This is a genomic window from Paenibacillus sp. WLX1005 (assembly GCF_046603685.1).
In the GTDB taxonomy this organism is placed as follows: Bacteria; Bacillota; Bacilli; order Paenibacillales; family Paenibacillaceae; genus Saccharibacillus.
The window spans coordinates 4,266,591-4,291,936 of sequence record NZ_CP176756.1 but is presented as its reverse complement, the minus strand read 5'-3'; the positions used below and the strand labels follow the sequence as shown (position 1 = coordinate 4,291,936).

At 46.6% G+C, this 25,346-nt stretch carries 23 protein-coding genes and 1 tRNA gene; 16 read left to right on the top strand and 8 right to left on the bottom strand.

The window, feature by feature from the left end; translation table 11 throughout:
• Positions 1-174: 174 nt before the first annotated feature.
• The gene (locus tag ACE3MZ_RS18350) at positions 175-927 is read right to left on the bottom strand and encodes a DeoR/GlpR family DNA-binding transcription regulator (RefSeq protein WP_411343553.1); all 753 of its coding nucleotides are present in this window, start codon (positions 925-927) and stop codon (positions 175-177) included.
• An 810-nt stretch (positions 928-1,737) separates the two neighbouring features.
• Here ACE3MZ_RS18350 and ACE3MZ_RS18345 point away from each other — a divergent pair.
• A complete protein-coding gene (locus ACE3MZ_RS18345) occupies positions 1,738-2,169 on the top strand; it encodes a hypothetical protein (RefSeq protein ID WP_411343552.1) in 432 nt (143 codons plus the stop codon).
• A 198-nt stretch (positions 2,170-2,367) separates the two neighbouring features.
• Complete coding sequence (locus ACE3MZ_RS18340) at positions 2,368-3,393, top strand: MBL fold metallo-hydrolase (protein ID WP_411343551.1); 1,026 nt, start codon at positions 2,368-2,370, stop codon at positions 3,391-3,393.
• An 87-nt stretch (positions 3,394-3,480) separates the two neighbouring features.
• Here ACE3MZ_RS18340 and ACE3MZ_RS18335 read toward each other — a convergent pair whose 3' ends face one another.
• On the bottom strand, positions 3,481-4,173 hold the full coding sequence (locus ACE3MZ_RS18335) for a DUF2306 domain-containing protein (RefSeq protein ID WP_411346845.1): 693 nt from the start codon (positions 4,171-4,173) through the stop codon (positions 3,481-3,483).
• A 2-nt stretch (positions 4,174-4,175) separates the two neighbouring features.
• Positions 4,176-4,604 carry a hypothetical protein gene (locus ACE3MZ_RS18330; RefSeq protein ID WP_411343550.1) on the bottom strand — a complete coding sequence of 143 codons (429 nt, stop codon included), beginning with the start codon at positions 4,602-4,604 and terminating at the stop codon, positions 4,176-4,178.
• A 274-nt stretch (positions 4,605-4,878) separates the two neighbouring features.
• Here ACE3MZ_RS18330 and ACE3MZ_RS18325 point away from each other — a divergent pair, with 274 nt between their 5' ends.
• Positions 4,879-5,541, top strand: a complete 663-nt coding sequence (locus ACE3MZ_RS18325; RefSeq protein WP_411343549.1) for a hypothetical protein — start codon at positions 4,879-4,881, stop codon at positions 5,539-5,541.
• 192 nt (positions 5,542-5,733) lie between these two features.
• Here ACE3MZ_RS18325 and ACE3MZ_RS18320 read toward each other — a convergent pair whose 3' ends face one another.
• Positions 5,734-6,333: a phosphatidylglycerophosphatase A gene (locus ACE3MZ_RS18320; RefSeq protein WP_411346844.1), complete on the bottom strand. Its 600-nt coding sequence runs from the start codon at positions 6,331-6,333 to the stop codon at positions 5,734-5,736.
• Between the two features lie 487 nt (positions 6,334-6,820).
• Between ACE3MZ_RS18320 and rph the strand changes: the two genes are divergently transcribed.
• The 7 genes from rph (at position 6,821) to ACE3MZ_RS18285 (ending at position 13,969) form a co-directional block, all read left to right on the top strand.
• Complete coding sequence (rph, locus tag ACE3MZ_RS18315; protein ID WP_411343548.1) at positions 6,821-7,579, top strand: ribonuclease PH; 759 nt, start codon at positions 6,821-6,823, stop codon at positions 7,577-7,579.
• On the top strand, positions 7,576-8,208 hold the full coding sequence (locus ACE3MZ_RS18310) for an XTP/dITP diphosphatase (RefSeq protein ID WP_411343547.1): 633 nt from the start codon (positions 7,576-7,578) through the stop codon (positions 8,206-8,208). The genes rph and ACE3MZ_RS18310 overlap by 4 nt, the downstream gene beginning before the upstream one ends.
• Positions 8,209-8,476: 268 nt before the next feature.
• Positions 8,477-9,319, top strand: coding sequence for an STM4015 family protein (locus tag ACE3MZ_RS18305; RefSeq protein ID WP_411343546.1), 843 nt, complete (start codon positions 8,477-8,479; stop codon positions 9,317-9,319).
• Positions 9,292-10,695 (top strand): STM4014 family protein, encoded by a 1,404-nt coding sequence (locus ACE3MZ_RS18300; protein WP_411343545.1) that lies wholly within the window; start codon positions 9,292-9,294, stop codon positions 10,693-10,695. The genes ACE3MZ_RS18305 and ACE3MZ_RS18300 overlap by 28 nt, the downstream gene beginning before the upstream one ends.
• Positions 10,696-10,751: 56 nt before the next feature.
• Complete coding sequence (locus ACE3MZ_RS18295; protein ID WP_411346843.1) at positions 10,752-11,537, top strand: STM4013/SEN3800 family hydrolase; 786 nt, start codon at positions 10,752-10,754, stop codon at positions 11,535-11,537.
• 27 nt (positions 11,538-11,564) lie between these two features.
• Positions 11,565-13,016, top strand: coding sequence for an STM4012 family radical SAM protein (locus ACE3MZ_RS18290; RefSeq protein WP_411343544.1), 1,452 nt, complete (start codon positions 11,565-11,567; stop codon positions 13,014-13,016).
• 77 nt (positions 13,017-13,093) lie between these two features.
• Complete coding sequence (locus ACE3MZ_RS18285) at positions 13,094-13,969, top strand: STM4011 family radical SAM protein (RefSeq protein WP_411346842.1); 876 nt, start codon at positions 13,094-13,096, stop codon at positions 13,967-13,969.
• Between the two features lie 226 nt (positions 13,970-14,195).
• Here ACE3MZ_RS18285 and ACE3MZ_RS18280 read toward each other — a convergent pair whose 3' ends face one another.
• Together ACE3MZ_RS18280 and ACE3MZ_RS18275 are read right to left on the bottom strand one after the other, a co-directional pair.
• Entirely contained in the window at positions 14,196-16,103 is a 1,908-nt protein-coding gene (locus ACE3MZ_RS18280; protein WP_411343543.1) for a DUF342 domain-containing protein, read from the bottom strand.
• A 711-nt stretch (positions 16,104-16,814) separates the two neighbouring features.
• The gene (locus tag ACE3MZ_RS18275) at positions 16,815-17,162 is read right to left on the bottom strand and encodes an aegerolysin family protein (RefSeq protein ID WP_411343542.1); all 348 of its coding nucleotides are present in this window, start codon (positions 17,160-17,162) and stop codon (positions 16,815-16,817) included.
• A 328-nt stretch (positions 17,163-17,490) separates the two neighbouring features.
• Between ACE3MZ_RS18275 and psiE the strand changes: the two genes are divergently transcribed.
• On the top strand, positions 17,491-17,904 hold the full coding sequence (gene psiE / locus ACE3MZ_RS18270) for a phosphate-starvation-inducible protein PsiE (protein WP_411343541.1): 414 nt from the start codon (positions 17,491-17,493) through the stop codon (positions 17,902-17,904).
• Between the two features lie 21 nt (positions 17,905-17,925).
• Here psiE and ACE3MZ_RS18265 read toward each other — a convergent pair whose 3' ends face one another.
• On the bottom strand, positions 17,926-18,822 hold the full coding sequence (locus tag ACE3MZ_RS18265; RefSeq protein WP_411343540.1) for a helix-turn-helix domain-containing protein: 897 nt from the start codon (positions 18,820-18,822) through the stop codon (positions 17,926-17,928).
• Between the two features lie 238 nt (positions 18,823-19,060).
• Here ACE3MZ_RS18265 and ACE3MZ_RS18260 point away from each other — a divergent pair, with 238 nt between their 5' ends.
• Positions 19,061-20,356, top strand: coding sequence for a Gfo/Idh/MocA family protein (locus ACE3MZ_RS18260; protein ID WP_411343539.1), 1,296 nt, complete (start codon positions 19,061-19,063; stop codon positions 20,354-20,356).
• Between the two features lie 133 nt (positions 20,357-20,489).
• Positions 20,490-21,581, top strand: coding sequence for a DNA-3-methyladenine glycosylase family protein (locus ACE3MZ_RS18255; RefSeq protein ID WP_411343538.1), 1,092 nt, complete (start codon positions 20,490-20,492; stop codon positions 21,579-21,581).
• 84 nt (positions 21,582-21,665) lie between these two features.
• On the opposite strand, the gene ACE3MZ_RS18250 is transcribed toward ACE3MZ_RS18255, so the two are convergent.
• Positions 21,666-21,739: transfer RNA gene (locus tag ACE3MZ_RS18250), tRNA-Arg, on the bottom strand.
• A 264-nt stretch (positions 21,740-22,003) separates the two neighbouring features.
• Here ACE3MZ_RS18250 and ACE3MZ_RS18245 point away from each other — a divergent pair.
• The 3 genes from ACE3MZ_RS18245 to clpP all read left to right on the top strand — a co-directional run bounded on the left by ACE3MZ_RS18245 (position 22,004) and on the right by clpP (position 25,345).
• Complete coding sequence (locus tag ACE3MZ_RS18245; RefSeq protein WP_411343537.1) at positions 22,004-22,981, top strand: hypothetical protein; 978 nt, start codon at positions 22,004-22,006, stop codon at positions 22,979-22,981.
• Between the two features lie 165 nt (positions 22,982-23,146).
• A complete protein-coding gene (gene tig, locus ACE3MZ_RS18240; protein WP_411343536.1) occupies positions 23,147-24,460 on the top strand; it encodes a trigger factor in 1,314 nt (437 codons plus the stop codon).
• A 294-nt stretch (positions 24,461-24,754) separates the two neighbouring features.
• Positions 24,755-25,345: an ATP-dependent Clp endopeptidase proteolytic subunit ClpP gene (gene clpP, locus ACE3MZ_RS18235; protein ID WP_411343535.1), complete on the top strand. Its 591-nt coding sequence runs from the start codon at positions 24,755-24,757 to the stop codon at positions 25,343-25,345.
• The last annotated feature ends 1 nt before the right edge of the window (position 25,346 follow it).

Sequence of the window (25,346 nt, the reverse complement as noted above, 5' to 3'; positions counted from 1 at the left end):
ATTAGCTGTACGTGTGGAGCGAAGGAAAGGGAATAAGGGAAAAGGACGACTTTGGAGGTGCGGGAATCTTCATTTACTCCAAATTCCAAAAGATTCCCGCGGCTCCACCCGAGTCCGTTCCCTTATCGCTTTCCAAAGCGTACTTGCTACCACGCTACGGAGCAACGACCTGATTCAGGGCGTGACAATCTCGATACTATGCTGCCCCGCATACTGCACATACTCATCCCCAGGCACACTATTCGTGATCAAATAATCAATCTCACTCAACGCACAATACGTCGTTAGCGCATATTTATCAAACTTGCTGTCATCAATCATCAACAGCACATTCGAACTCTTTTTCACGACCGTGCTTTTCAAATCCGTCTCCAGCGGCGACGAATTCGTCACGCCATTCACAATCGAAATGCCGGTCGACGCCACAAATGCCTTGTTAATATTGTATTTGCCTAGCAGCTCGACACTCTGAAAGCCGACAAACGAATCGGTTTTGCGCTCAAACATACCGCCTGTCGAGAAGATGGTCAGATTCGGATACCCTTTAGCTCCATGAATAAAATCAAAATTGTTCGTCACCACTGTCAACTGGCGATCCTGAATGTACGGCAGCAGTTCTAGTGTCGTCGTACCAGAATCGACGAAGATCACATCGCCATCTTCCACATACCGTGCAGCGAGCCGTCCAATCTCTTGCTTTTTGGTGAGGTTCTGATCTTTCCTTTCATTAAAGACGACGAGTGTAGAATGATTGACCGATACCCCGCCATACACCTTTTTCAAAATACCAGAATCCACCAGCGAGCGAATATCACGGCGAATCGTATTTTTGGAGACACCAAAATGGTCGACCAATTCTTCCAGTGAGACGGATTCGTGTTCAAATACATATTCCTTAATCTGATTGATTCGTTGCGTTTTGATCATTTGTTGAGTCTCCTAAATTGAATTTTCCGATTTCACTGAGGTTCCTATCCAACAGGAAAACAATATCTATAGTAAGACAGCGTAGTTGTCCTCAATATGTCCAACATACACCTATTTTAAACCGAGCTAGCCAATTGTAAAAGCAAAAGCGTGTTTTTTACTTGCACAATTGCTAAAAACAAGTACAAAATCCTTGAAGTGTACAGAAAATACTAAGCGTATTTACGTTATTTTGCAGCGGATTTACTATGAAAGGTTCCTACCGGGAATCTGGGAATAGGAAGGTAGGAAGTAAGCAATAGACACATAATTATTTCGACAAAATCTTCTGATCTGTAAACCAAAATGAGTTTGCACACGAATAATATGTATCCAACCATTATGATGGTGGCTAAAACGGCATAATAGCAGTCAAAACACCTATAAAATTCCTTCAAATTTGATTAAATTCCCTTTAAGGGATTGAGCTAGCGGGCTGTGGTTATAAATATAGTAATAGCGTAATCGCGCACCTGTTAGCAAGGAGTAGGAAGTACACACTTCATTACTATTAAGTATTAAGAACCATTTCCTATTGTGGAACTACTGGTTCCAGAGGCATACTTAAGTCACAAACAAAAACAATATTCGTCAAATAATTTGTCGGAATAACACGAAAAAGAGGAAGAAACTATAAACTTCTTCAAAAATCTTCCGATAAATAGAATATCATATTAAACGTTGCAACCTAAAATATTTTAAACAAATTAATTGTAAAAAACCTAATTTTAAGTTAAACTACTTTTAAAGCAAATCGAGGGGGCTAACCTAATGAATTACAATCAACTGACAGACGTTAAAATCATGGAGAAAGCAAAACCTGTTTCCGGCGGTTGGTTCCGCTTTGTAGAAAGCACGGAGACTTCCAAAAACCAAAACGAGCTGGAGCAATGGGCAGCTATCTATCATATGGAAAACGATAAATACATCGTCACCAATGACTTTCTGAATGTTGGTCTGAATGATCCTGCTGGTCGTGTACATGTTGTAGGATACGGCGATAACTTGGATAGCATCATGTTCGTGATCTGGGAACATCAAAAAGAGATGGGCAAAGATTACACAATTCTGGATCAAATCCGCGAAATCAAAAGTGAAGAAATGGAAAAAGCAAGCCAGAAAACATGGAGCTGGGAAGAAAAATCCGCTGATGCTGCTTACTTCAAGCACGAAATGTTCAATCCGTGGGAAGAAAGTTATTGATTGATGAACGTACGACTACGATACAAACCCTTCGAATCTATACCTGCTGCTGAAGGGCAGACGGTAGGATGAGAAGGGTTTTTGTGTTGGGATTGCATTTGATTTTGATAAGGATCATGATATGCTGTCCTTATTTGGGAGAGCGTTACCAATTAGCGTCAGTATGAAGAACGTAGTTGTCATGATGAGGAACGAGTTATGATCGCGAAGAAGTCTTGGCATTTGAGAAGTGGAGGGCTTGGAAGTATGCAACTGCCGGAGATTACATATTGGGAACACGAGATTATTCAGGTCAAAATTGCCATGTCTTATCCATTACGCTGGGTTAACAGCTATCTGGTCGGCGGAGCAGATGGATGGAGCATTATTGATCCGGGACCGCGTACAGCCGACAATGAGCAGGCATGGCATGATGTACTGCAACAATTGGATATTCCGTGGTCAGCGCTACAATCGATTGTCCTAACGCATCATCACCCGGATCATTACGGCATGTCTGGCTGGTTTCAGCAGCAGACGGGTATTCCTGTATGGTTGTCGGAAAAGGCGCAAGCGGAAGCGATTCGTTCATGGGGATTGGACAGTACAGCAGCGCATGATCTGGTGTTGCAGTTTAATCGTAACGGGATGCCAGACGAGATTACTTCACAGTTGCCGGATCATCTGCATAGCTTCATTTCACAGGTGACGCCGCAGCCGCACCTATCCATTATCGTACCCGGACAGCCGCTGCAAATGGGCGGACGCACATGGGAAACGATTGAGACGTCCGGTCATGCGGCTGGTCATATTTCCTTTTATGAGCCGGAACAGAAAATGATCTTTTGCGGAGATGCCGTGCTGCCGCAGATTTCGCCGAATATTAGCTTGATTCCGGGCAGCGATCCACATCCGCTGCATTTATATTTGCAAGGATTGCATGAGCTAGGCAAGTATGAAGTAGAGCAGGCATACCCCGGACATCGTCGTCCCTTTACCGCATTTCAAGAACGCACGATCAAGCTGCTGGAGCATCATAGTGAACGATTGGACAAAATGGAGCATATGCTCCGTCAGCAACCGTCCAGCGGGTATGACATTTGCATCGGTCTGTTCAACAGCAAGCTGTCTTTGCATCAACTGCGATTTGCGATGTCAGAGACACTGGCGCATTTGGCAGAGCTGGAGCGTTGCGGCAGAATCCGGCATGAAGAGCAGAATGGTCACATCATCTACGCAACATAGAATACCAAAAGAGCGGCAATCCCGCTGCACATCATGACGCGATACCATCATGATAGTGTAGTGGAGATGCCGCTCTTTTTGCTGATTTCATCTTTGGTACACATGATCTGGATGGATCGATCCACGCAACCAGATTGTATTGATGCTTTCTGCAATGAGAACATTCAATACAATCGCTCCGTACACACCCACTACATAACTGGTCAGCAGACTCATGCCTACCACATGCTGGCATAGCCATTCGATACTATGAATAAACATATTTGTAAAACAAAACAGATAACTGCGCACCATCCAGCGGCGGTGGCGTTGAATATTCCCTTTTTTGATCTGCACCAGCGCTATGATCGTAATCCAGATCCATGCGATATTAACGAGATTGAATGGAATACTCGTTATTTTGCCACCGGTTGCGTAGGGCGCGAGATAACCGGAAGTCAGATCGACTAGCAAAATCGCGATCACATACAGATAGCCGTTTGCCCGGTGCAAGCGACGATAACGACGCAACAGATACGATGAAAAGTTAAAAGCGCCGCACACTAGCGCCAGACAGGCAAATAGCACATGCACATACATAATATTGAGCCATAATGGCAGATTGGTAGGTTGATTGGATTCCTTTTTTACGCTTAAAAAATCGCTGGCATGAGGATCAGCGATAAGATTCGCGTACAACGTATGAACGCTGTATGCCATCGTCAGGATGATGAGCAGCGGCAGTAGAATACGCTGAAACATGTTGGATAGATTGTACTTGCTTAATACCGTGAAAATCATGCTCAAAGCCGCTCAGTCAGCTTTGATAGTGCGCGCCGGGCATGAGTCAAAAACTGTTCTGCCTGCTCATGCTCATCCGGTGATGACGTTTGGCGGTCAAGTTGAATTTCGGTATGACGAATGGTAGACTGCAAACTATGCAATAAAGCATCGCGCTCTGCTTCATCGAGCAATGATTTTAGTTTATCGGCAACATACAGCTCTGATGGACGCTGATTATACTCGGCAGCAGTCAAGGTCACGATATCGAGATAATTGTTTTTGACTTCAATGACAACCGTGTCCATTTTGCGGGATAACTTTTCCGTTTCGACGACTACCATTTTACTAGCATGATCAGGATACACATTCACAATTTTTTGTTTGATATGCAGCATGCTGCTTATTTTTCGGAATGGAATCCGGTGAATTCGGTTTACTTCGTCCGACATACAGCCAAGCCCCCAATAGTTATTATCTGTTCCTGCTGCTGCCGCCTGATCGTCTCATCCAACAGGCGCAGATTCATGTGCAGGTTCTTCCTTATTATATTCCGTTCCGGTCGTATTCTCGTTCGATTATATCATAGAATCTTTGACATTATCGTCGGGATTTAACTGGAATTAAGTACAATTTCATCAGGGATTAAGCTATCGAACGTAAACTAACTGTAACGCTTCAACGCCGTATGTTTGATTTCAGCCCGGAGATGAAAGGGGCCTCACCATGAACAATGCAGACAGCACATGGATCGATATTGCAGTACAGGGACTACGTTTGGTCGCTTATTTATCATTACTGGTCAGTGCCATGATCGGACTGTTTGGCAGTCTGGCTATTCTCGCCGAGCGTAAAGGGGCGAACTGGTATCGAATCCGTTCGGTTCTTGTATATCTGGGACTATCGTTCACTATTGTGCAAGGAATCGTCAGTGTGATTAATATCGCCGTCTATCAGGGCTGGTCCGCCGCGCTGATTCCGTTTACTACGTACGCTGGCAGGCTCAGTAACGGATTTGCTCTGATCGCTTTTTATACAACGCTTGCTTATATCGTACCGTCACTGCTAGCTTCACGCCGCAATGGCTCCCATTTGCCACCACGCTTTTTGTCGGCATTGTTGTTTCCGGTACTTGGACTACTGATGCTGTCCGGATTGTCTACTCGTAACTATGAAGGATTATTGTCCTTATTGCTTGTATATGTATTTACCGCTCTGTGCCTCGTCTGGCTCATTGTACTGCGCTCGCTTGCCAGCGATAGCGAAGCCGAGCATAAGGCACGCCAGCGCCGCAAATTCAACCTGCGCAGCCCGGATATCAAGCTGAGCAACCGCAAAGGCGATTCGCATGACCAGCACGAAGAAGAATCGCATACGATCATGCGCTAAGCGTATGTGCATGCTTTACAGTAAAAACGCCCGCTTCTTTGCACCCGATATGTACCGCTATGCTCACTTCTGGTGAACGCAGCTAGCATACAACGGCAAAGAAACTGGCGTTTTTTTGAACAAATTTCGAAGAAACAGAGATAGGATACGTGCCATCCGTTTTCCAAATAAGCATGATCGTCATCGCTTGCCTTATTTCGTTTCATCATCCTCTGGCAGTTCCATACTGCCTGTATCCTGATGCAGCTCCTGCTCCATTCGCCGTCCATGTGCAATCCGACTACTGGCTGCCGCCGCAATCGCGCCAACAATATCATCAAAAAACGTATGGATCGGTCCCAGACTTTTATCATTCAGCCGTCCGAGTACACCCGGCTTCAGCTTATCGATATACCCGTAATTCGTAAATCCGATGCTACCATATACATTCACAATCGCAAACGCCAAAATCTCGTCCACGCCATACAATCCTTCATCATTCTCAATCATCTCCTGAAGCGGCGAGATCAATTGCCGTTGCTCCGCCAGAATATCCAGCTGCACCCCGGTCAATAACGCATTCTGCACCTCACGCTTCATCAATACCTTCTTCACACTCTGCTCACATTCCTCAATCGTCAAATCCGGAAAATACCCCTGCTGCAAAAACAACACCAGCTCCCCAATCTCCCGAATACTCACCCCACGCTTCTCCAACCACTCCAACGTCGCCTGCTCCACATTCAAACTACTCAAATGATAAGGCACTTTCCCCGAAGAATTGCTATCCATCATCATCGCCTCTTTCCGCATCAATTCCTACCTCTCCGTACCTATACCATATTTAAACCTCACATCCCCAACCAACCCACCAACTCCCCCATCAGTCACCAAACCCCCGAACCCCCGAACGTCAAAGCTATTAATCCCTAACCCACCCTACAAATACTTTCCAATACATCCCACCAGTACATTGCACCAGTACATCCCACCAACAAAAGCCCCAAATTCACCGCACCAAAGTTTTAAAAGATCTTATCTGCTTCCACAACCACCATACTGGCGCAAGTTGCACGGAGCGGAGGGAAGGAAATAAGGGGAAAGGACGACTTTGGAGTGCGGGAATCTTCATTTTCTAGCTAATCCGAAGATTCCCGCGGCTCCACCGGAGGACGCCCCTTATTCCTTCCCGCAGCGTCCCCCGGCACACTCTCCAGCACCCCCACACTTTATTAGAGTGCTTTTACCCCCCATGTTTGTTAAAATGGAAAAGCGAATAAGAAGCAGGAGGCATACAACAATGAGAATCAACGGACGGCAGCAAAATGAATTGCGCCCTTTGAAAATAACTCCCAATGTGAACAAATACGCGGAAGGTTCCGTGTATATCGAAGTCGGCGACACCAAAGTACTGTGTACCGCATCGGTCGAAGAACGGGTTCCCCATTTTATGAAAGGACAGGGCAGAGGCTGGGTGACCGCAGAATATTCCATGCTGCCACGCGCCACGCAAACCCGTAATCAGCGTGAAGCTGCCAAAGGCAAGCTGGGCGGACGCACGATGGAAATTCAGCGCTTGATTGGTCGCGCGCTGCGCTCGATTGTTGATTTGCAGGCACTGGGCGAGCGTACGATTACGGTTGACTGTGACGTCATTCAGGCGGATGGCGGTACACGCACGACTTCCATCACCGGTTCGTTTGTCGCGCTGGCGATGGCAATCGACAAACTGGCGGTTCAGCACAAGCTGGCTCGTTTCCCGATCACTGATTATCTGGCTTCGGTCAGCGTAGGTGTAGTCGGCGATCGTGCCGTACTGGATTTGAACTATGAAGAAGATTCCAAAGCCAAAGTTGATATGAATATCGTAATGACGGGCAAAGGCGAATTCGTCGAGCTGCAAGGCACTGGCGAAGAGCGTCCGTTCACCCGCAAGGAACTGGATCAGATGCTAGAGCTTGGTGAGCAAGGCGTATTGACTATGATCGAAGCACAAAAAGAAATTTTGGGGCCGATTGCATTGAAGATCAACACCGGTCAGGCGGGCGCACAGGTATGAGTGTCCTTTCCGGCAAAATCGTCATTGTAGCAACCAAAAATAAAGGCAAGGTGAAGGAATTCGCGCATGCGTTTGCCACGCTCGGCTTTGAGGTACGCAGCATGTTCGATTATCCTGATTTGCCGGAGATTGTGGAAGACGGGACAACCTTTTCCCAAAATGCCTTCAAAAAAGCCAAAATCGTTGCCGATGCACTTGGCGTGCCTGTGCTGGCGGACGATTCCGGTCTGTGTGTGGATCGTCTGGATGGCGAACCGGGTGTCTACTCTGCCCGTTATGCGGGTGAGCAGGCAACTGATGCTGATAACAATGCCAAGCTGCTGAATGCACTGGAGCAATTACAACTGGGTGAAGATACCGAGCAACCATTGCTCAGTCCTGCACGGTTTGTATGCAGCCTGGCACTGTATGATCCGTCCAGTCATCAGACATGGACAGCGGAAGGTACAGTAGAAGGCTGGATTACCGCTACGCCGTCAGGCAATAGCGGCTTTGGATATGATCCGTTATTTTATCTGCCGACTGAGCAGAAGACGATGGCGGATCTAACAATGGAACAAAAGCAAAGCATCAGCCACCGCGGCGCCGCGCTGCGCAAGCTGATCGCTCAGCTACAACTGGAAGTGTAACTGGATACAAGAACTAGCACAGCCATGCGCGGGAAACCGTTTCAGGTCAAGCCGCCGTTCATTCCCTTTTCGTTGCAATTGATGCAGGCAGAGGTAGAAGAGTCGGACGGACATGACCGGAAGCACTATCACCGCCGCATGGCTTTTGTTTTCGAAATGAATATGTGGTGAAACTGTATCTTTTGATTTCGACAATTGCCCTATTGTAAAATTGGAAGTAGCACCATACTATGCCGGTCATCCGGTGTGACAGGAGGATGTACATACGATGGAAGTGAAGTTGAGTATTGATTTTGATGCACATGAGGACGGGAAGACACTGGCACCGCTAATTGAGGAACTGGCTGCCGACTCGGAGAAAAGCAATGCTCTGACCAGTCTGATCATCGGAGACTGGGGCGGTGCGTACGAGCAGTCACCGGATGATTTCCTGCCAGTCTTAATACAAGCGAGCCGTTCATTTCCCAATCTGCGCAAGCTGTTCATTGGTGATATGAGCTTTGAGGAATGTGAGGTGTCTTGGATTAACCAGAGTAATCTGGGGCCGTTGCTATCCGCTTATCCACAATTAGAAACGTTTATCGTCAAAGGCAGTACCGATCTGGAGCTGAATCCGCTGGAGCATCACAATCTGAAAGAATTGAGCATTATTTGTGGCGGATTGCCAGCGAGTGTCCTGCAAGCTGTGTATCATGGTACATTGCCGGAGCTGCGTAAGCTGGAATTGTATCTCGGTGTAGACGAATACGGATTTGACGGCGATCTGGAGCAGGATATTTTGCCGTTTCTGAATAATAATCCATTTCCGAAGCTGGTATATCTTGGCTTGAAGGATAGTGAATTGCAGGATGAGATTGCCATTGCGGCAGCCAGTGCACCGGTGCTGTCTCAGCTGGAAGAACTGGATTTGTCCGAAGGCACATTGTCTGACAAAGGAGCCGAAGCGCTGATCAACAGCGAGGGGATTCGTCAGCTTCAGCATCTAAATCTGAACTACCATTATATGTCTGATGAGATGCTAAACCGCTGGCGCCGCACAGGTATCAACGTGAGTACGGGTGAGCAGCAGGATCTAGGTGAGGAGTGGCGCTATCCAGCGTTGACGGAATAATGACAGCCACCTTATCTCGCACGACTAACCATATTTTATTTGGCAATCCGGGCAATAAACGAACCGCAGGCTGGCAGCAGGCGCTGTCTCATCATGGACGCGCCGCTGCGTTGGAAGTACCGTATGTCCGATTGCTGCATGCTATTCGTGCAGGCGAGTCGTTACCGGAAGTGATGGAAGGCATGAGCAACCGCCAGCAGGCTGTATTGGCAGATGAGCAGCAGCCGTTGTTGCTGCGTCTGGATGCACCGGGAGATGATTTTGCTGTGGAGCGTGGATTGATTGCGTTAGGAGCGGAAGATGCGGAAGGCTGGAATGATGATGATCTGGTGCCGCTGGATCAGCTGACCGAAGGGCATCGTATCTCTGCTGCACAGGCGAGAACATTGCCGCCACAGCATGGACGTATCTTTTATCCAGCGCAGTGGTTTCGCGGGTACTGCCGACTATTATCATGGTTGCAGCAGCAGGTGTCTTTGCATATGCCGCAAGCGCAATGGCTGAATGCACCAGCTGATGTAGCGCTTATGTTTGATAAAAGGGCGTGCTCGCATCATCTGGCGACTGCTGGAGTAGCCGTGCCGCCGATATTGTCCATGCAAGATCATGGAGCATTGCATGGTGAGCAGCAATCTGGCGAATCTAAGTATGAAACGTTGCGTCAACAGCTGCATCATGCAGGTCAGAGTTTTCATATGCCGACCGATACGATCACGAGTATTACGGGCTATGAGCATCTGCATCAGAGTTTGAAGCAGCAATATGCTCGTCGTGTATTTGTGAAGCTGTTTTGCGGATCGGCAGCATCGGGCGTAATCGCATATCAGTATCAGCCACATACAGGTGCCGAGATTGCGATGACGACGATTGGTATGGAGCAGGTGAATGGCGAGACGATCTTTTACAATTCAGGGCGCTTGATCCGGTATACACAGCATAATGATATCCGGCGGATTATAGATTGGTTGGCGATGGAAGGTATACATGTGGAGCGCTGGGTTAGCAAAGATATGATCAACGGCAAGGCGTATGATGTACGTCAGCTCGTTTGCCGTGAAGGAGCTGGACATGCGGTAGCGCGTCTGAGTCGAACGCCGATCACAAACCTGCATTTACGCAATGAGCGTATTGTGCTGGAAGATTTTCAATTGCCGCCGCAGACCGTAGACAGCATCTCGGCAGTGGCGATACAGGCATTGTCATGCTTTGCAGGATCATTTTGCGCTGGCATAGATGTACTGGTGCCACAACATGGTGGTCGTCCGCTCATTATGGATGTGAATCCGTTTGGCGATCTGCTGTATCATATTCGTCACCGAGGCATGAGCCCGTATGAATGGGAGCTGGATTGTCTGCTACGGCAATTGAAACGTTAAGCAGACAGCAGGAGACGATAGCAACGATAGACAATCAGGAAAGGAAACAGGCACGCATGCTAAATATGAATGATATTGTAGGCAGTCACGATATTGTGATGATTACGCTCGATACGCTTCGTTATGATGTCGCTGTACTAGAGCAGGACAACTGTCCCCATCTGTGCGAAAGCGGCGGATGGGAGAAGCGGCATACGCCGGGCAGCTTTACGTATGCGGCGCACCATGCGTTTTTTGGTGGATTTCTACCTACGCCTGCTAATACAGACAAAGCATCGCATGTCCGTTTATTTCATGGCAAGCATAGCGGGCTGCGTACTCATCCCAACACTTGGCTATTCGATGCACCGGATATCGTAAGCGGATTGGCGCAGGAAGGATACCGTACGATCTGCATCGGCGGCGTGATTTTTTTTACGAAAAAGAACAAGCTGTCTCGCGTTCTGCCGGGGTATTTTCAACAGAGCTACTGGCGTATGAACTTTGGGGTGACCAATCCTAATTCTACTGCCAATCAGGTGGATCATGCGCTGAAATTACTGGATGGCATATCAGAGCAGGAGAAGCTGTTTCTATTCATGAATGTTTCGGCGATTCATGGACCGAATCACTATTATATTCCCAATAACCGTCGTGATTCGGTAGAGAGTCAGCGGGCGGCATTGCGTTATGTAGACGGGGAATTGGGACGATTGTTTGCTTCCTTACGGGAGCGGGAACGTCCGGTGCTGTGTCTCGTCTTTTCCGATCATGGGACGGCGTATGGTGAAGATGGGTATGAAGGACATCGGCTGGCGCATGAAGTAGTCTGGAATGTGCCGTATCGTGAATTTTTTCTGTAAAATCGTAGACCGGAGGAGTGTGATCTCATGATGCAGAAGCAAATGAACCCGCCGCTGCGCGCGCTGGCACCTCACGAATGGACATCTGAATTGCGGGAGTGGGAACAGCAGCTATCGGCTGCACCGTATCGTTCCTATCTGTATTCTTATCCGCATAAGACGGCGTATCGTGAATTGAATCCGCCCTATCCGCTACAGCAGCTATGGGAACAGGAACAACTGGACAGTTACTTTCTATATATGCATATTCCGTTTTGCGGAGCACGCTGCGGATTTTGCAATTTATTTACGTTGCCTGACAAAAGGCTGGATGTACATAAGCAGTATGTGGATGCGCTAGAACGACAGGCAATGCAGTGGGCGCCGATTATGGCGGGCAGTCCCTTTTCACGATTTGCGATTGGTGGAGGGACACCGACATTGCTGGAACCGGAGCAATTGAATCGATTGTTTGTGATTGCGCAGGATATTATGGGGCTAGATGTACAGACGTCCTCGATCTCGGTGGAAACGTCGCCGGAGACGGTAACCGAAGAACGTATGGAGATTTTGAAACATTGGGGCGTGGATCGGGTTAGTATGGGTATTCAGAGCTTTATCGAGCAGGAGAGCAAGGCGATCTATCGTCCGCAAAATCCTGATCTGGCGCGGCAAGCACTCGTTATGCTCAAGCAGTATGATTTTCCACTGCTTAATGTCGATCTGATCTACGGTCTGCCGAGTCAAACGGTAGATTCATGGCTATATTCGCTCGAACAAGCGCTGGAATTTGAACCGGGTGAGATTTTTCTGTATCCGTTATATGTGCGTGAGAATACGATCCTCAAGCCGGGTCATACTGGATTGGAGCATGATATTCGGATGGAGCTGTATGAGGCGGCAAGGGAGAGATTGGAGCAGGCAGGATATATACAGTATTCGATGCGCCGCTTTGCCCGTCCGTTTCATTCGACGAAGACATTGTTGCCGTACAGCTGTCAGGAGGAAGGCATGGTCGGCATGGGCTGCGGGGCGCGCTCGTATACGCGCAATGTGCATTATGCGTCGCATTATGGTGTCACGACAGCAGCAACGCGCAGCATTATCGCTGACTATGTTGCCGCTGAACGATACGACACTGCCGATTACGGTTTTGTACTCAATGAACAGGAACGTCGCCGCCGCTTTGTATTAAAAGCATTGCTGCATCGCGAAGGCTTGCAGCAGCTGGATTATTATGAGCGCTTTGGCAGTTGGTTGCTTGACGATCTGCCAGATCTGAAACAGCTGATCTGGACGGGGCTTGCCGAGTGGATACCGACCGTGGTACCGACCAACGTCTCGGTATTGGCAACACAGACTGAGCCTGTTCAACCAATCTCGGAGCAGCATACTACGCTGCGTCTGACGCCGCGCGGTATGGCACTGTCGGACAGCATTGGCGATTGGCTGATCTCGCCGGATGTATATGCTTTGATGGAAGGATACGAGGGCGTATGAGCGATAAGCCATCATTCCTATCGTCAGCTTCCGCATCCTCTTCGGCTGCTTCCTATCGACCTGCTAGCGCTTCAGGCATGCAAGCTTCGGTATATTATCGCGGCAGCCTGTCATCTTGTAATTACGCTTGCCCTTACTGCCCGTTTAGTAAACGAGTGGACAGCCGCGAAACGCTAGCGCGTGATCGTCAGCAATTGGGCAAGTTCGTAAACTGGGTGCGTCAGCAGGAGAGTCGGGGACACCGTTTGTCGATCTTTTTTAATCCATATGGCGAAGGGCTGGTGCACAGCTGGTATCGACAGGCGATGGTGGAACTGTCTCAGCTACCGCATGTGGATAAGATTGCGATTCAGACGAATCTGTCAGTCAAGCTGGATTGGACATCGGCATTGCAGCGTGACAAAGCTGCATTTTGGGCGACCTATCATCCGGGTGAAACGACGGAAGAACGATTTTTTGAACAGTGTATGACGCTCTATGAACAGGGAATTGCCTTTAGCGCTGGTACAGTCGGCTTGCGCGAATCATTTGCAGCGATTGCTTCCCTGCGCCGACGTTTACCTGATGATGTGTATGTATGGATTAATGCGTTCAAAGATCGCCCCAACTACTATCGTCCCGGCGAAGTGGAGTATTTGCAGCAGATTGATCCGTATTTTGCACATAATCTCAATGATTATGACAGTCTCGGACAATCCTGTCTGGCGGGCGAGCAGGTCTTTTATGTGCAGGGCAATGGAATGGTGAAGCGCTGCTATCAGGACAAGCGCGTGATCGGTAGCATTTACCGTCATGAACTGGAGCAAATGGCAGAGAAACGACCATGCGGGATGAGCCAGTGTGGATGTTATATCGGCTATGTTCATATGCCAGAGCAACCGTTCCATCAATTGTACGGAAACAGTCTGCTGGAGCGAATTCCGCAAGCGTATCGGACTGTGCCGCAGTTGTAAGAAATGTAATGTAACACGATCATATAGCACATATAATACTGTAACGATCCATAACCGCAGCCGAAGGTCAAACGACAATACTAATGAAAAAGCAGGCAATTGTTGATGACCAACAACTGCCTGCTTTTTTGTATAGGTAATTTGAAATACTGCCTAATTATTAATATTACTATCTAGAATGGTCTGGACTGTCTAATCGTATAACTTTAGATTAATATTCGTTTGATTAACGTCCATTCATCATTGCTCGTCCACCCGGTACATTTTGCATAGCCGTTCCTGCCGCATGGAACAGTGGACGACTCTGCATATACTCCTCATCAAACAACTGATCCTCAACTGGTTCGAGCACATGATGCCGATAATCACCGATCATAATATAGCCGTTATACAGCTTCTTGACATATACATGCTGCTTCGCCTGCAAAATACAACCTGCATTCGCATCACTACCGACCATTCCTGCAATAATCCGATCTTCCGCATGTAACCGTGAACCGCGACAAATGGATTGCTCCTTCATAAAAGCGATACTGCCTGCTGAGTACAATTCGCTCTGCATAACGCCTTCATGCGTAATCACAATATCACCGTTCGACTTGATCTCACTTGATTGACAGCGGTACAGCTCGATATTGACTTCAATCTCCTGCATACAAGATACGCTAGCATACAGACGATCCAGCAGCCCGCGAATCAATACGATCTGCTGCTCATCAACCTGTTCCAGAATTGCACCGGAATGCAGAAAATAATGCAGATGATGTTTGAGCTGCTCCGATTCACGGCTATCCACATGCTGAATACTGGCAAATACCTGCAACAATTCTTTGCATAGCTCAGGAATCGTTTTGAATTTACGTTCGATGAGCAGCATAATCATCTGGCTATAACGTACGGTCTGCTGACGTGCAGCGACTTCTTCAGCTAACGTATGCGCCGCCAGATCAAGCTGACGAATCTCATGACTGAGCTGCTTGGACGCTGCATACATTCGGTTGAACATCACGCCAAAATAACCAGAATAGATGCGCCCGCCAATAATCGTTCCTTCAATCGAAATACTGCCGGTTGCCGTAATAGTGGAGTTGTACACATTACCATGCACATATACATTACCAAGCGACTCAATGATCATATGATCGGTCACATTGCCATTTACAATCACATCCCCAGCGAACACGATATTCCCTGTTCGCAGATCAACATCACCATCCACGACAAAAGCATTGGAAATATCGATCACCTGCCGATTGCCTTTACCCGTCATACGCGGGCGACCGGGGCGCAGCGCTACAATCTGTCCATGATCATTCATTTCAGCAAATTCTCCTGCTACGACTTCCAGATCCTGTGTCGGACGTGGTAGCAGTTCATTGCCGAATACATCGTAGCCCGGCATTCCCTGTATCGGTTCATGCTTGGCAGCGACAATCTCGCCCTCATGTACCGATGGAATCCGGCGATGACTACGATAATCGACAATCCCGCCCGCTTCGTGGAAGATCGTCTCGATCTTTTCCGGGAAAAACAATTCCAGCCGCGCATCGGTGCCGGGAATCGAGGCTTGCCCGCGCGCGATTACGATCGGCTGATGAGTGGGCGCTTCCAATTCATCCAGAATGGCAGCTTTATCGATATGTTTACGAATGCCGTGGTGTTCCAGCGCATTCGTAATATGCTTGAATTGTACAGTGTCGACGATGCGCGCTTGGTCTGGCATCGCACGCACGATCATCTGGTTCGCTGCGGGTGTATCAACCAGCGTCCATTCAAACCGTTCACGGGTATGCAGCGTCAAGTACGCTTCCATCTGATCTGGTGATACACTGATTTCAAACATCGGTGTATGTTGAAGTTCCCAATGAACTACATCTTCTTCGCTCACATGAGCAGTACCAGAAATGATATTCTCATTTACAATGAGCGTAACCGGTAGAACAGCACGGATCGATGCCATTTTGCCACCTGCTTTTGGTGAAAAGACATGAATCCGGTTATCCTTAACTTTGATCCAACCATTGTTACTATCGCCAGCAAGTCCGTCTTCCCGGGTGTTCAGGGATACGGAGGTATCGTTGTCAGCTGATTGAATGATGCGTCCCAATTCCTCGTCAGAGATGGGTCTAGACATTCTGTATCCCCTCCCGTTGATATGCACATAAATAGTTCCTATATTTTACTGTAGGGAATCTTGAATGGAAATGGTTCAGAAAACCTGTATCTTGTATGCATGGCAACGGTGTGTACGCTTCCAAAACGAGTAAGATGAAGTAGTGCGTATATTGTGTATGTAATTTGATGAATAAGCACACTGATATTATAATACACATTTTCCCAATTTAAACTCATTTTTGAATAAAAAGTTCCTTTTTTTAAAATGTTTTTTATCTATTTGGCATTGAAGGTAGAAGAAAGATAGTACAAAATGCTGATCATAGGACTATTGGATGAAGAGGGCGATGTTTTTTTACCATAGTAATTTGAACATAGTCTGAGAAGTCAGCATAGTTGATTATTCTATTTTTCTCGTTTTCCATTTCATCTATTACGAAAAACACGAATATAACAATGACACAAAACACGAAAAAATGGATCGTACACAAAAAAGCAGTTCCTTCATAGATCTTATACCAATAGATCCCATGCAAACCATAAATGTTATGCAAAATATAGACCCTATGCCAAAAAGCATCTCCGTAAAGTAAGTGGAGACGCTTTTTGGCGTACATCGTTATGTTCATTTGTATGTTCCTTCAGTCAGATCTTCCAACTGGATACATGACATTTACAATATAACTTCGATTATTTCGCGGCTTATCCATGAATGTCGTAATCAGAGCACTCAGGCATTGCTAACCAGATAAGTCACATTACAAACATTACCGCTGCCGCCAATCACCTGAATGTTGTATGCAGGTGAACTGCTCTGTGCCGAGAATCCGTCTGAACCAACAAATGGATCATCAAAATATAACGTGATTTCTCCTTGCGGAAGCTTGTAATAAATCGTTCCTTCCACACCTGTAGAAAAGCCGTCCGAATCCGCCTCGAAATTCACGGGCTTGGCATTGTTAGGAACATTGGTCGGTGAAACCGCCCATTCTCCATGATCCAGCACCGTTTTGTCTTCAAGTACAAGCTCACTGTCAGTTACATTAATTACGGAAATATGCACTTCGCGTTGCGCCATCGGTAAATCACTCCTTCGTTTTATAATGACTTACCAGCTTAGTCTAATATGGATTACACATTAAGTATATATAATAAAATAAAACCATAAATTACAATATATGTATTTTATATTATTGTCGCTACATGATCTTGCCGTAATACATATGCTATTTATATTTGCTGTTAGGATGGACGATATAATGTACACAGGAGCACAATAATAAAAGCGATCTAAATGTAAAAAAATGATGGCATTGCAGCGAATTTCAGTAACTTGTATACTTTATTCATTCTTATCTTTTCAAAAAGTCAAAACACTATATCTGTGAAAACGGGAGGCATTATAAATGGATCGATGGATGCGCTATGTGTACAAAATTCCCGCCATTTTACAGGCTGTACTCAATGTAACGCTGGGGCTGGTTGCTTTTACACTTTGTTTTTTCCTATTTAAAGAAGCTTGGCATATCTTTAGTTTTATCTTTCTGGATGATCAGGCAGCAACATCGTATGAATTTACTGCTACATTGCTCGTCTTTTTCCTGTACTTTGAGTTTATTGCCTTGATCATCAAATATTTCAAAAGCGGATTTCATTTTCCGCTGCGTTACTTCATCTATATTGGCATCACGGCGATCATCCGTTTGATCATCGTCGATTATGATAATGCGATGAATACGATGCTCTGGTCGATTGCTATTTTAGTATTACTCGGAGCTTTATTTTTATCCAATTCGCGCCCTATTCGTCATGACAATTAATTACAGACAGGCGTTACTGCATTATTGCTGCGGTAACGCCTGTTTTTTGCGTTCGGTTTGCCGATACTGGCGTGGACTGATGTGACATATGTGCTTGAATACTTTGCCAAAATGCGAAACATTGCCAAAGCCTGCTGCTGCGGCGACATCGATAATTCTCATCTCGGTATGACTCAGCAATTCCCGTGCCGCCTGCACTCGAATCGTATTGATATACTCGGTTACATGAAATCCGGTCGTTTTTTTGAATATACGGCTGAGATGAGCAGGGCTGAGATGACATTGCTCAGCCAGTCGTTGCAACGGCAACGGCTCAGTGTAATGTTCGCGGATATGACGTGCGACTGCGGACATTTGTCCCTGAACCGCTGACCGTGATGAAGAATCCACTCGTGTTGGTTGATCTGACGGCTGTCGTGCGCAGTGCAGTAATATTTGTATCGCTAGCTGCTCTACCATAAGCTGATATCCCTGCGCACGCGTATTCAATTCGCGCACCAGCTGTTGTATGATCTCGTGCAACATATGTTGACGATGCTGCGGACGATATACCGGATGGGTTGGATCAAAAAGCGTCAGCAACCAATTGGCGTATGCACCTAGTCGTTTCGTAGCAAACGTATCATTAAAGTACAGTACAATTCGCTCATGCTCTGGCAACTGACCAGGCAGTGTCCGATGTAATTCATGCTTGCCAATAAATACAATATCTCCGGCATGAACGGTATACACCTGATCTCGAATAAAATACTGCCGTTCTCCAGCTAGCAAAATATACATTTCGTAATGTGGATGCAGATGCTCATCCGTCATTGCAAAATAATGCTGTCGCGCCGCATATTCGCCCACCAGCTCATCAGGCATCCGACTATCCGTCAGATTGCTTTGCAGATCCATAGTCGTCGTGTCTAGGGTCATCAGGTTCATCCTCCAACATATAAAGATGGTAGTAAGCTGTTGAATAAAGCAGATAAATATAAGTCACGCATGTATGCCATATAGACATAATCTTCAATGTAAGCGTTATCCATATACGTAGTATCATACAACAAAATATGCGGGGTTTGTAAACAGGACATCATTTGCGGCGATTGTTCCCGCTTGTTTTGTTAAGCTGATGAAGAAGTAAGTTTACGATAACAGGAGGCAGAACAAGATGAGCAAGAAGCGATATGTACTGGTTGGCACCGGCGGACGCGCAGAATTTTTTTATGGAGCGATGGCACGCGATTTTAGGGAAACCGCAGAGCTGGTAGCCTTTTGCGATATCAATACGACGCGGGCAAGATACGCGAATCAACTGTTACAGCAAAAGTATGATCATCCTGCCATTGATCTGTACCGTGCAGACCAGTTTGAGCAGATGATTCGTGATAAGAAGCCGGATGAGGTAATCGTAACGAGCGTGGATCGAACGCATCATCATTATATTATTCAGGCGCTGGAGCTAGGCTGTAACGTAATTACCGAGAAGCCGATGACTGTAGACGAGCACAAATGTCAGCAAATTCTGGATGCTGTAGAGCGTACTGGCAAACAAGTAAGAGTGACGTTTAACTACCGCTATGCACCGCATCACACGAAGGCACGCGAGCTGATCCGCGATGGTGTGATTGGTCAGGTGACTTCGATTCATTTTGAATGGCTGCTGAATACACAGCATGGTGCAGATTATTTCCGGCGCTGGCATCGCGACAAGCGCAATAGCGGCGGGCTGCTCGTGCACAAATCGACCCATCATTTTGATCTGGTCAATTTCTGGATTGACTCACAGCCGGAAACAGTATTTGCATTCGGCGATTTGCTCTTTTATGGACGTGACAATGCCGAACAGCGCGGACAAACGTCCTTTTATAATCGGGCAACAGGCAATGAACATGCCAAGGACGATCCGTTTGCACTGCATCTGGATCAGAATGATAATCTGAAAGCGATGTATCTGGATGCCGAGCATGAGGATGGATACCAACGTGATCAGAGCGTATTTGGCGACGGAATCAGCATTGAAGATACGATGAGCGTAGTGGTTCGTTACCGCAATCAAGCGATGCTAACCTATTCGCTCAACGCTTATATGCCGTGGGAAGGATACCGAATCGCCTTCAACGGCACAAAGGGACGTATCGAAATGGAGATTGTAGAGAAATCGTACGTTAACGCTGGTGGTGAAAAAGCAGACGAAGGTGCACTAGAAGGCAAAAAAATAACTGTCTACCCTATGTTTGATAAGCCTTACGAAGTACAGGTTGAAGAACAAGCAGGCGGTCATGGTGGCGGTGATCCGGTATTATTAAATGATATATTTGGCGAACCGAAGGATGATCCTTTTCATCGCGCCGCCAATCATACCGATGGGGCGCGTTCGATTTTGACAGGCATCGCTGCCAATCGGTCGATTCGTACCGGGCTGCCCGTACAAGTGGATCAACTGGTTCATTTTTACGACAAATAAAAGATACAATACAGCAAATCATAGACCTTATACCAGTTAGCTGCACATTGCATACGTCTTATCGTCCAACCGGTCGTCAAATCGGGTATATAACACTGTGAGAACATCGTTATATAACACAGGAGGATCTACTATGACCGGTTATGACAAACAGCAACAACCTCATCAGACATATCCAAAAGATAATTCATCGTATGCTTCAAATGATGACTCCAATATAGAAGAAACCGAATCAAGGATAGATGATCAGCCAGCAGTACCTTATTACGCTGGACTATCACTTTCCGAAATTGAGCAGTTTCAGCAGCATGGACGATGGCAAGATCATGGCGATCGTCTCATATTACCTGTACCTGCTGAATTCAACTTTCGCATGAACATTGAGTTTTTACGCAGTTCTCCCAATGAATGTTTGTTTACGGTTGGCGAACACGATGTGTATAAAGCATTGGCGGTTGGAGAGTCGCGCCCACTGCTGCGTATCGTTGAAGAGCAGCAGGGTGAGATCGTTGTCCAATTTCTTGGTAATACTGCACCGACCGACGAACTGGAACGTGCTGCGGTAGCTGCGTATGTGAGTGATTGGTTTGATCTGGGTATCGATCTGTTGCCGTTCTACAAACTGGCCAGCAGTGACGCACTGCTTGGTCATGCGGTGGAGTCCTTTTACGGATTACGCAATATGGGGATTCCCGATCTATTTGAGACATTATGCTGGGGTATCCTTGGTCAGCAGATCAATATCGGCTATGCACACACGCTGAAATGTCGTTTGACTGAGGCATTTGGCGAATCTGTAGAGTACGAAGGAGAGACGTATCGTATCTTCCCTATAGCCGAGCGGATTGCAGAACTTAACATGGACGATCTGGAATTGATGCATATGACCGTGAAAAAATGCGAATATATCCTTCATGCTGCTCGCCTTGTTGCCAGTGGAGAACTGAGCAAAGAGAAATTGCTGGCTGCTGGTGGATATCGTGAAGCGGAGAAGATGCTCGTTCGTATTCGCGGTATTGGTCCTTGGACTGCTAATTATGTACTCATGCGCTGTCTACGAATCCCGTCTGCATTTCCGATTGATGATGTGGGGCTTCATAATGTAATTCGTCATCTAACCGGTTCATCGGCAAAGCCAACACGCGAGGAATTGCTGAAGCTGTCCGCAGGCTGGAGCAACTGGGAGTCGTATGCTACCTTTTACCTGTGGCGTGTATTGTATTGAATGATCATAACAAGATATGCGAATATCCAAACCGGAATATACAAAAAAGCATCCCCGTTTAAACGGAGATGCTTTTCTCTGTGACGTCCCAGAAGGGATTCGAACCCCTGACCGACGGCTTAGAAGGCCGTTGCTCTATCCTGCTGAGCTACTGGGACAAATATAAAATTTACGTTTCAAGCGCAACAAAAATATATTAACATGTGGTGTAAAAGAAAGCAAGCTATTTTTATCCAAATACAGCAACGCAAACAACTCTGTACAAGCATGCTTGTTACCAAAGTCAATCTGTACGCCAGACGTTTCGTTACTATGCAGTGTGTTAATACATGAATAGGTCGCAAACAAAATAGTAGTCCACGTATGTATAGACGTGTAACACGGCTGTGCGCTGTGATAAGCTGTGCTATAATCATGGAGTTGTGCATAAAGAAGCAAGAAGTGCAGGAGGTGTCGTTATCGCTGATTCAACGCATTCACATACAGAACATAATCGGAATGTTGTCCTGTTTCCGAAGACGCTGGATTATTATCAGGTCGAATTAACTAGCATGTTGGAGACGGAACGTTATCGAGAGGCGATGGAAATGCTTCAGTTTTTACTGCAATGTCAGGGGCAGGATGAACGTCAGCTAGAAGAGTGGGAATCGCTGCTCGGCTGGTTGCAGACTACTTTTCCAGAGGCGACTTACAGTCAACAAACGATGTCGCAAACGGAATCTGAGCCAGAGGAAACGCCTGATAACGAGCAGGTGATGCGGGACAAAGTTAGGCTCAAACAAGCTGAAGACCGGCAGTATGAAGAAAAGCTGCTTAAGACTGCGATGGAGCTTCCTGTATCGGAACGTACATTGTTAGCGCTAGAGCAACTCTCTTATTTGGAGCAACCACAGATTGATGAACAGATTGTAGACTGGCTACAGCAGGATGGGCAGCTACATCCTCTCATCCAATTCCGCGTCCTGCAAACGTTGCGCCGCCGTGGACATCGCGGCAATGTGCATTATATGCATCGCAATGAACGGGTTGATGTGGACGTAGAGACGGTTCCGCTTGATCCGACCGAGTTCCCGTTATCCTTTATTCAGATTCTGGAACGGGTATCTGACAAGGCGGAGATTAGCGCGCCGAATCTGTTCTACTTTGCTCAGGAGCTGTGGTCGCAGTTCATTATGAGTATTTTCGGCACGCAGGACTATCTGTACATCTCGCGTGGCGATGATGCTGAGATTGATGTGTGGGCAGCGGCTTTGCATCAGACGGTTGCTGAGACGCTGGAAGGTTCTAGCGATGAGGAAGAGACGCGCACACTGTATGGCGTCACCGACAGCATCCGATTCCGGTATGAACAAGCGTACCGTGCATTGCAGCAGTTCGTATCCGGGCAAATACCACGCTGAGTACGTTAGTGCAGTGTGCATGACAACGTCCCACGAAGGGATATAGAAACGAACTTGATAAAACATGAATTGTTGTATATACTATAGTGGTTATTCTGCACGTGAAAATGTACAATTTAAACGAAATCATTCATGTTAAATATTTGTTGGAGGGGAATTCTTGAAATGACAGCAAAATGGGAAAAAACAGAAAAGAACCTTGGTGTTCTTGAAGTAGAAGTCGCTGTTGAGCGTGTAAGCGCAGCGATTGATAAAGCATTCAACAAAGTGGTTAAATCCGTGAACGTACCGGGGTTCCGTAAAGGTAAAGTACCTCGCTCGATCTTTGAAGCACGTTTTGGTATCGAGAGTGTGTACAACGATGCGATCGATATCCTGCTGCCGGAAGCATACTCCGAAGCAATCGACGAAACAGATATCTTCCCTGTTGATCGTCCTGAAATCGAAATTGAGCAATTTGAAAAAGGTAAAACTTTCAAATTCAAAGCAAAAGTAACAGTAAAACCTGAAGTGAAGCTGGGCGACTACAAAGGTCTGGAAGTTCCTGTTTCCGCAGTTGAAGTATCTGACGAAGACATCGCCAGCGAGCTGGAGCGTCTGCAACAACGTCATGCTGAACTGTCCGTAATCGAAGAAGGCGCTGCTGAAAATGGCGACACTGTATCTATCGATTTCGAAGGTTTCGTAGATGGCGAAGCATTTGAAGGCGGTCAAGCTGAGCGTTACTCCCTGGAGCTGGGTTCTAACTCCTTTATCCCAGGCTTTGAAGATCAAGTAGTTGGTATGGCTACTGGCGACTTCAAAGACGTAACGGTAACGTTCCCTGAGAGCTACCATGCAACAGAACTGGCTGGAAAAGAAGCTGTGTTCAAAGTAAAACTGCATGAAATCAAACGCAAAAACCTGCCTGAGCTGGACGATGAGTTTGCAAAAGATGTTAGTGAATTCGACACACTGGACGAATTCAAAGCAGACCTGAAACAACAAATCGCTTCCCGCAAAGAAAACGAAGTAAAAGCAGCAAAAGAAGCAGCTGTTGTTGATAAAGCTGCTGAAAACGCTGAAATCGAAATTCCAGATGCAATGGTAAGTTCCGAAACCGACAACATGGTTCGCGACTTCGACAACCGTCTGCGTCAACAAGGTATGAATCTGGAAATGTACACAAGCTTCTCCGGTCAAACTTCGGATGACCTCAAAGAGCAAATGAAAGAGGAAGCTGCAAAACGTGTACGCAACAACCTCGTACTGGAGCAAATCGCAAAAGACGAGAACATCGAAGTTTCTGACGAAGAAGTGGATGCGGAGCTGGAAAAAATGGCTTCCCAATTCCAACGCAGTGCTGAAGAAGTTCGCAGCATTCTGGGTGCGAATGGTTCCCTGGCAAGTCTTTCCGAAGAAATCAAACTGCGCAAAACAATCGAACTGCTGGTTGACAGCAGCAAAGAAGTGGAAGCAGTGGCTGAGAAAGCCGAATAATTCAATTGCATACTGTACGGTTGCATGAATGTGCAATCTCTACTAATAAGGCACGTATAATCTGCGTGCCTTATTTTTCCCTATTTAGGGACTTGTTTACGAATAGCGGTTTTTGCTTGCGGAAATTGGTTAATAGTTGCTGTCATCCATTTGTGGACTGCGATATATTTTCCAAATCTTTACCTTTGAAAAAATGACATGGCGCAGTCTACATGTTAAAATAGAAATTGCATCTGTATTTCAATGTATGCAATTCCCGTCGTCATATTCCTGGATAAGAAAGAGGTTGGTTCTATGAGTCTGGTACCTATGGTTGTTGAACAAACCAGTAGAGGCGAACGATCTTACGATATTTACTCAAGATTGCTCAAGGACCGTATTATATTTTTGAATACGGCGATTGATGATCATGTAGCCAATCTTGTTATCGCACAATTATTATTCCTTGCTGCTGAAGACCCGGAGAAAGATATCCACTTGTACATCAACTCTCCCGGTGGTTCTGTAACAGCGGGTATGGGTATATACGATACAATGCAATTCGTTAAACCGGATGTGTCGACCATCTGTATGGGACTTGCCGCAAGTATGGGCTCCCTGTTACTGACAGCTGGCGCACCAGGCAAACGTTTCGCGCTGCCTAACAGCGAAGTGATGATTCACCAGCCACTGGGCGGTATTAGCGGACAAGCGTCCGATATGAAGATCCATGCCGAATGGATCATCAAAACACGCGAGAAGCTGAATCAGATTTATGTAGAACGCACCGGTCAGACACTGGACAAAATTGAACGTGATACGGATCGTGACTACTTCCTGGATGCTGAGGAAGCCAAATCATACGGGCTGATCGACAAGGTTATTACCCGTCCTGTCACAAGCTAAA

What these genes read in the sequence shown, in the direction of transcription:
- ACE3MZ_RS18350 (WP_411343553.1), bottom strand. Translation starts at nt 927, where the DNA reads ATGATCAAAACGCAACGAATCAATCAGATTAAGGAATATGTATTTGAA.
- ACE3MZ_RS18345 (WP_411343552.1), top strand. Translation starts at nt 1,738, where the DNA reads ATGAATTACAATCAACTGACAGACGTTAAAATCATGGAGAAAGCAAAA.
- ACE3MZ_RS18340 (WP_411343551.1), top strand. Translation starts at nt 2,368, where the DNA reads ATGATCGCGAAGAAGTCTTGGCATTTGAGAAGTGGAGGGCTTGGAAGT.
- ACE3MZ_RS18335 (WP_411346845.1), bottom strand. Translation starts at nt 4,173, where the DNA reads ATGATTTTCACGGTATTAAGCAAGTACAATCTATCCAACATGTTTCAG.
- ACE3MZ_RS18330 (WP_411343550.1), bottom strand. Translation starts at nt 4,604, where the DNA reads ATGTCGGACGAAGTAAACCGAATTCACCGGATTCCATTCCGAAAAATA.
- ACE3MZ_RS18325 (WP_411343549.1), top strand. Translation starts at nt 4,879, where the DNA reads ATGAACAATGCAGACAGCACATGGATCGATATTGCAGTACAGGGACTA.
- ACE3MZ_RS18320 (WP_411346844.1), bottom strand. Translation starts at nt 6,333, where the DNA reads ATGCGGAAAGAGGCGATGATGATGGATAGCAATTCTTCGGGGAAAGTG.
- rph (WP_411343548.1), top strand. Translation starts at nt 6,821, where the DNA reads ATGAGAATCAACGGACGGCAGCAAAATGAATTGCGCCCTTTGAAAATA.
- ACE3MZ_RS18310 (WP_411343547.1), top strand. Translation starts at nt 7,576, where the DNA reads ATGAGTGTCCTTTCCGGCAAAATCGTCATTGTAGCAACCAAAAATAAA.
- ACE3MZ_RS18305 (WP_411343546.1), top strand. Translation starts at nt 8,477, where the DNA reads ATGGAAGTGAAGTTGAGTATTGATTTTGATGCACATGAGGACGGGAAG.
- ACE3MZ_RS18295 (WP_411346843.1), top strand. Translation starts at nt 10,752, where the DNA reads ATGCTAAATATGAATGATATTGTAGGCAGTCACGATATTGTGATGATT.
- ACE3MZ_RS18290 (WP_411343544.1), top strand. Translation starts at nt 11,565, where the DNA reads ATGATGCAGAAGCAAATGAACCCGCCGCTGCGCGCGCTGGCACCTCAC.
- ACE3MZ_RS18285 (WP_411346842.1), top strand. Translation starts at nt 13,094, where the DNA reads ATGCAAGCTTCGGTATATTATCGCGGCAGCCTGTCATCTTGTAATTAC.
- ACE3MZ_RS18280 (WP_411343543.1), bottom strand. Translation starts at nt 16,103, where the DNA reads ATGTCTAGACCCATCTCTGACGAGGAATTGGGACGCATCATTCAATCA.
- ACE3MZ_RS18275 (WP_411343542.1), bottom strand. Translation starts at nt 17,162, where the DNA reads ATGGCGCAACGCGAAGTGCATATTTCCGTAATTAATGTAACTGACAGT.
- psiE (WP_411343541.1), top strand. Translation starts at nt 17,491, where the DNA reads ATGGATCGATGGATGCGCTATGTGTACAAAATTCCCGCCATTTTACAG.
- ACE3MZ_RS18265 (WP_411343540.1), bottom strand. Translation starts at nt 18,822, where the DNA reads ATGACCCTAGACACGACGACTATGGATCTGCAAAGCAATCTGACGGAT.
- ACE3MZ_RS18260 (WP_411343539.1), top strand. Translation starts at nt 19,061, where the DNA reads ATGAGCAAGAAGCGATATGTACTGGTTGGCACCGGCGGACGCGCAGAA.
- ACE3MZ_RS18255 (WP_411343538.1), top strand. Translation starts at nt 20,490, where the DNA reads ATGACCGGTTATGACAAACAGCAACAACCTCATCAGACATATCCAAAA.
- tig (WP_411343536.1), top strand. Translation starts at nt 23,147, where the DNA reads ATGACAGCAAAATGGGAAAAAACAGAAAAGAACCTTGGTGTTCTTGAA.
- clpP (WP_411343535.1), top strand. Translation starts at nt 24,755, where the DNA reads ATGAGTCTGGTACCTATGGTTGTTGAACAAACCAGTAGAGGCGAACGA.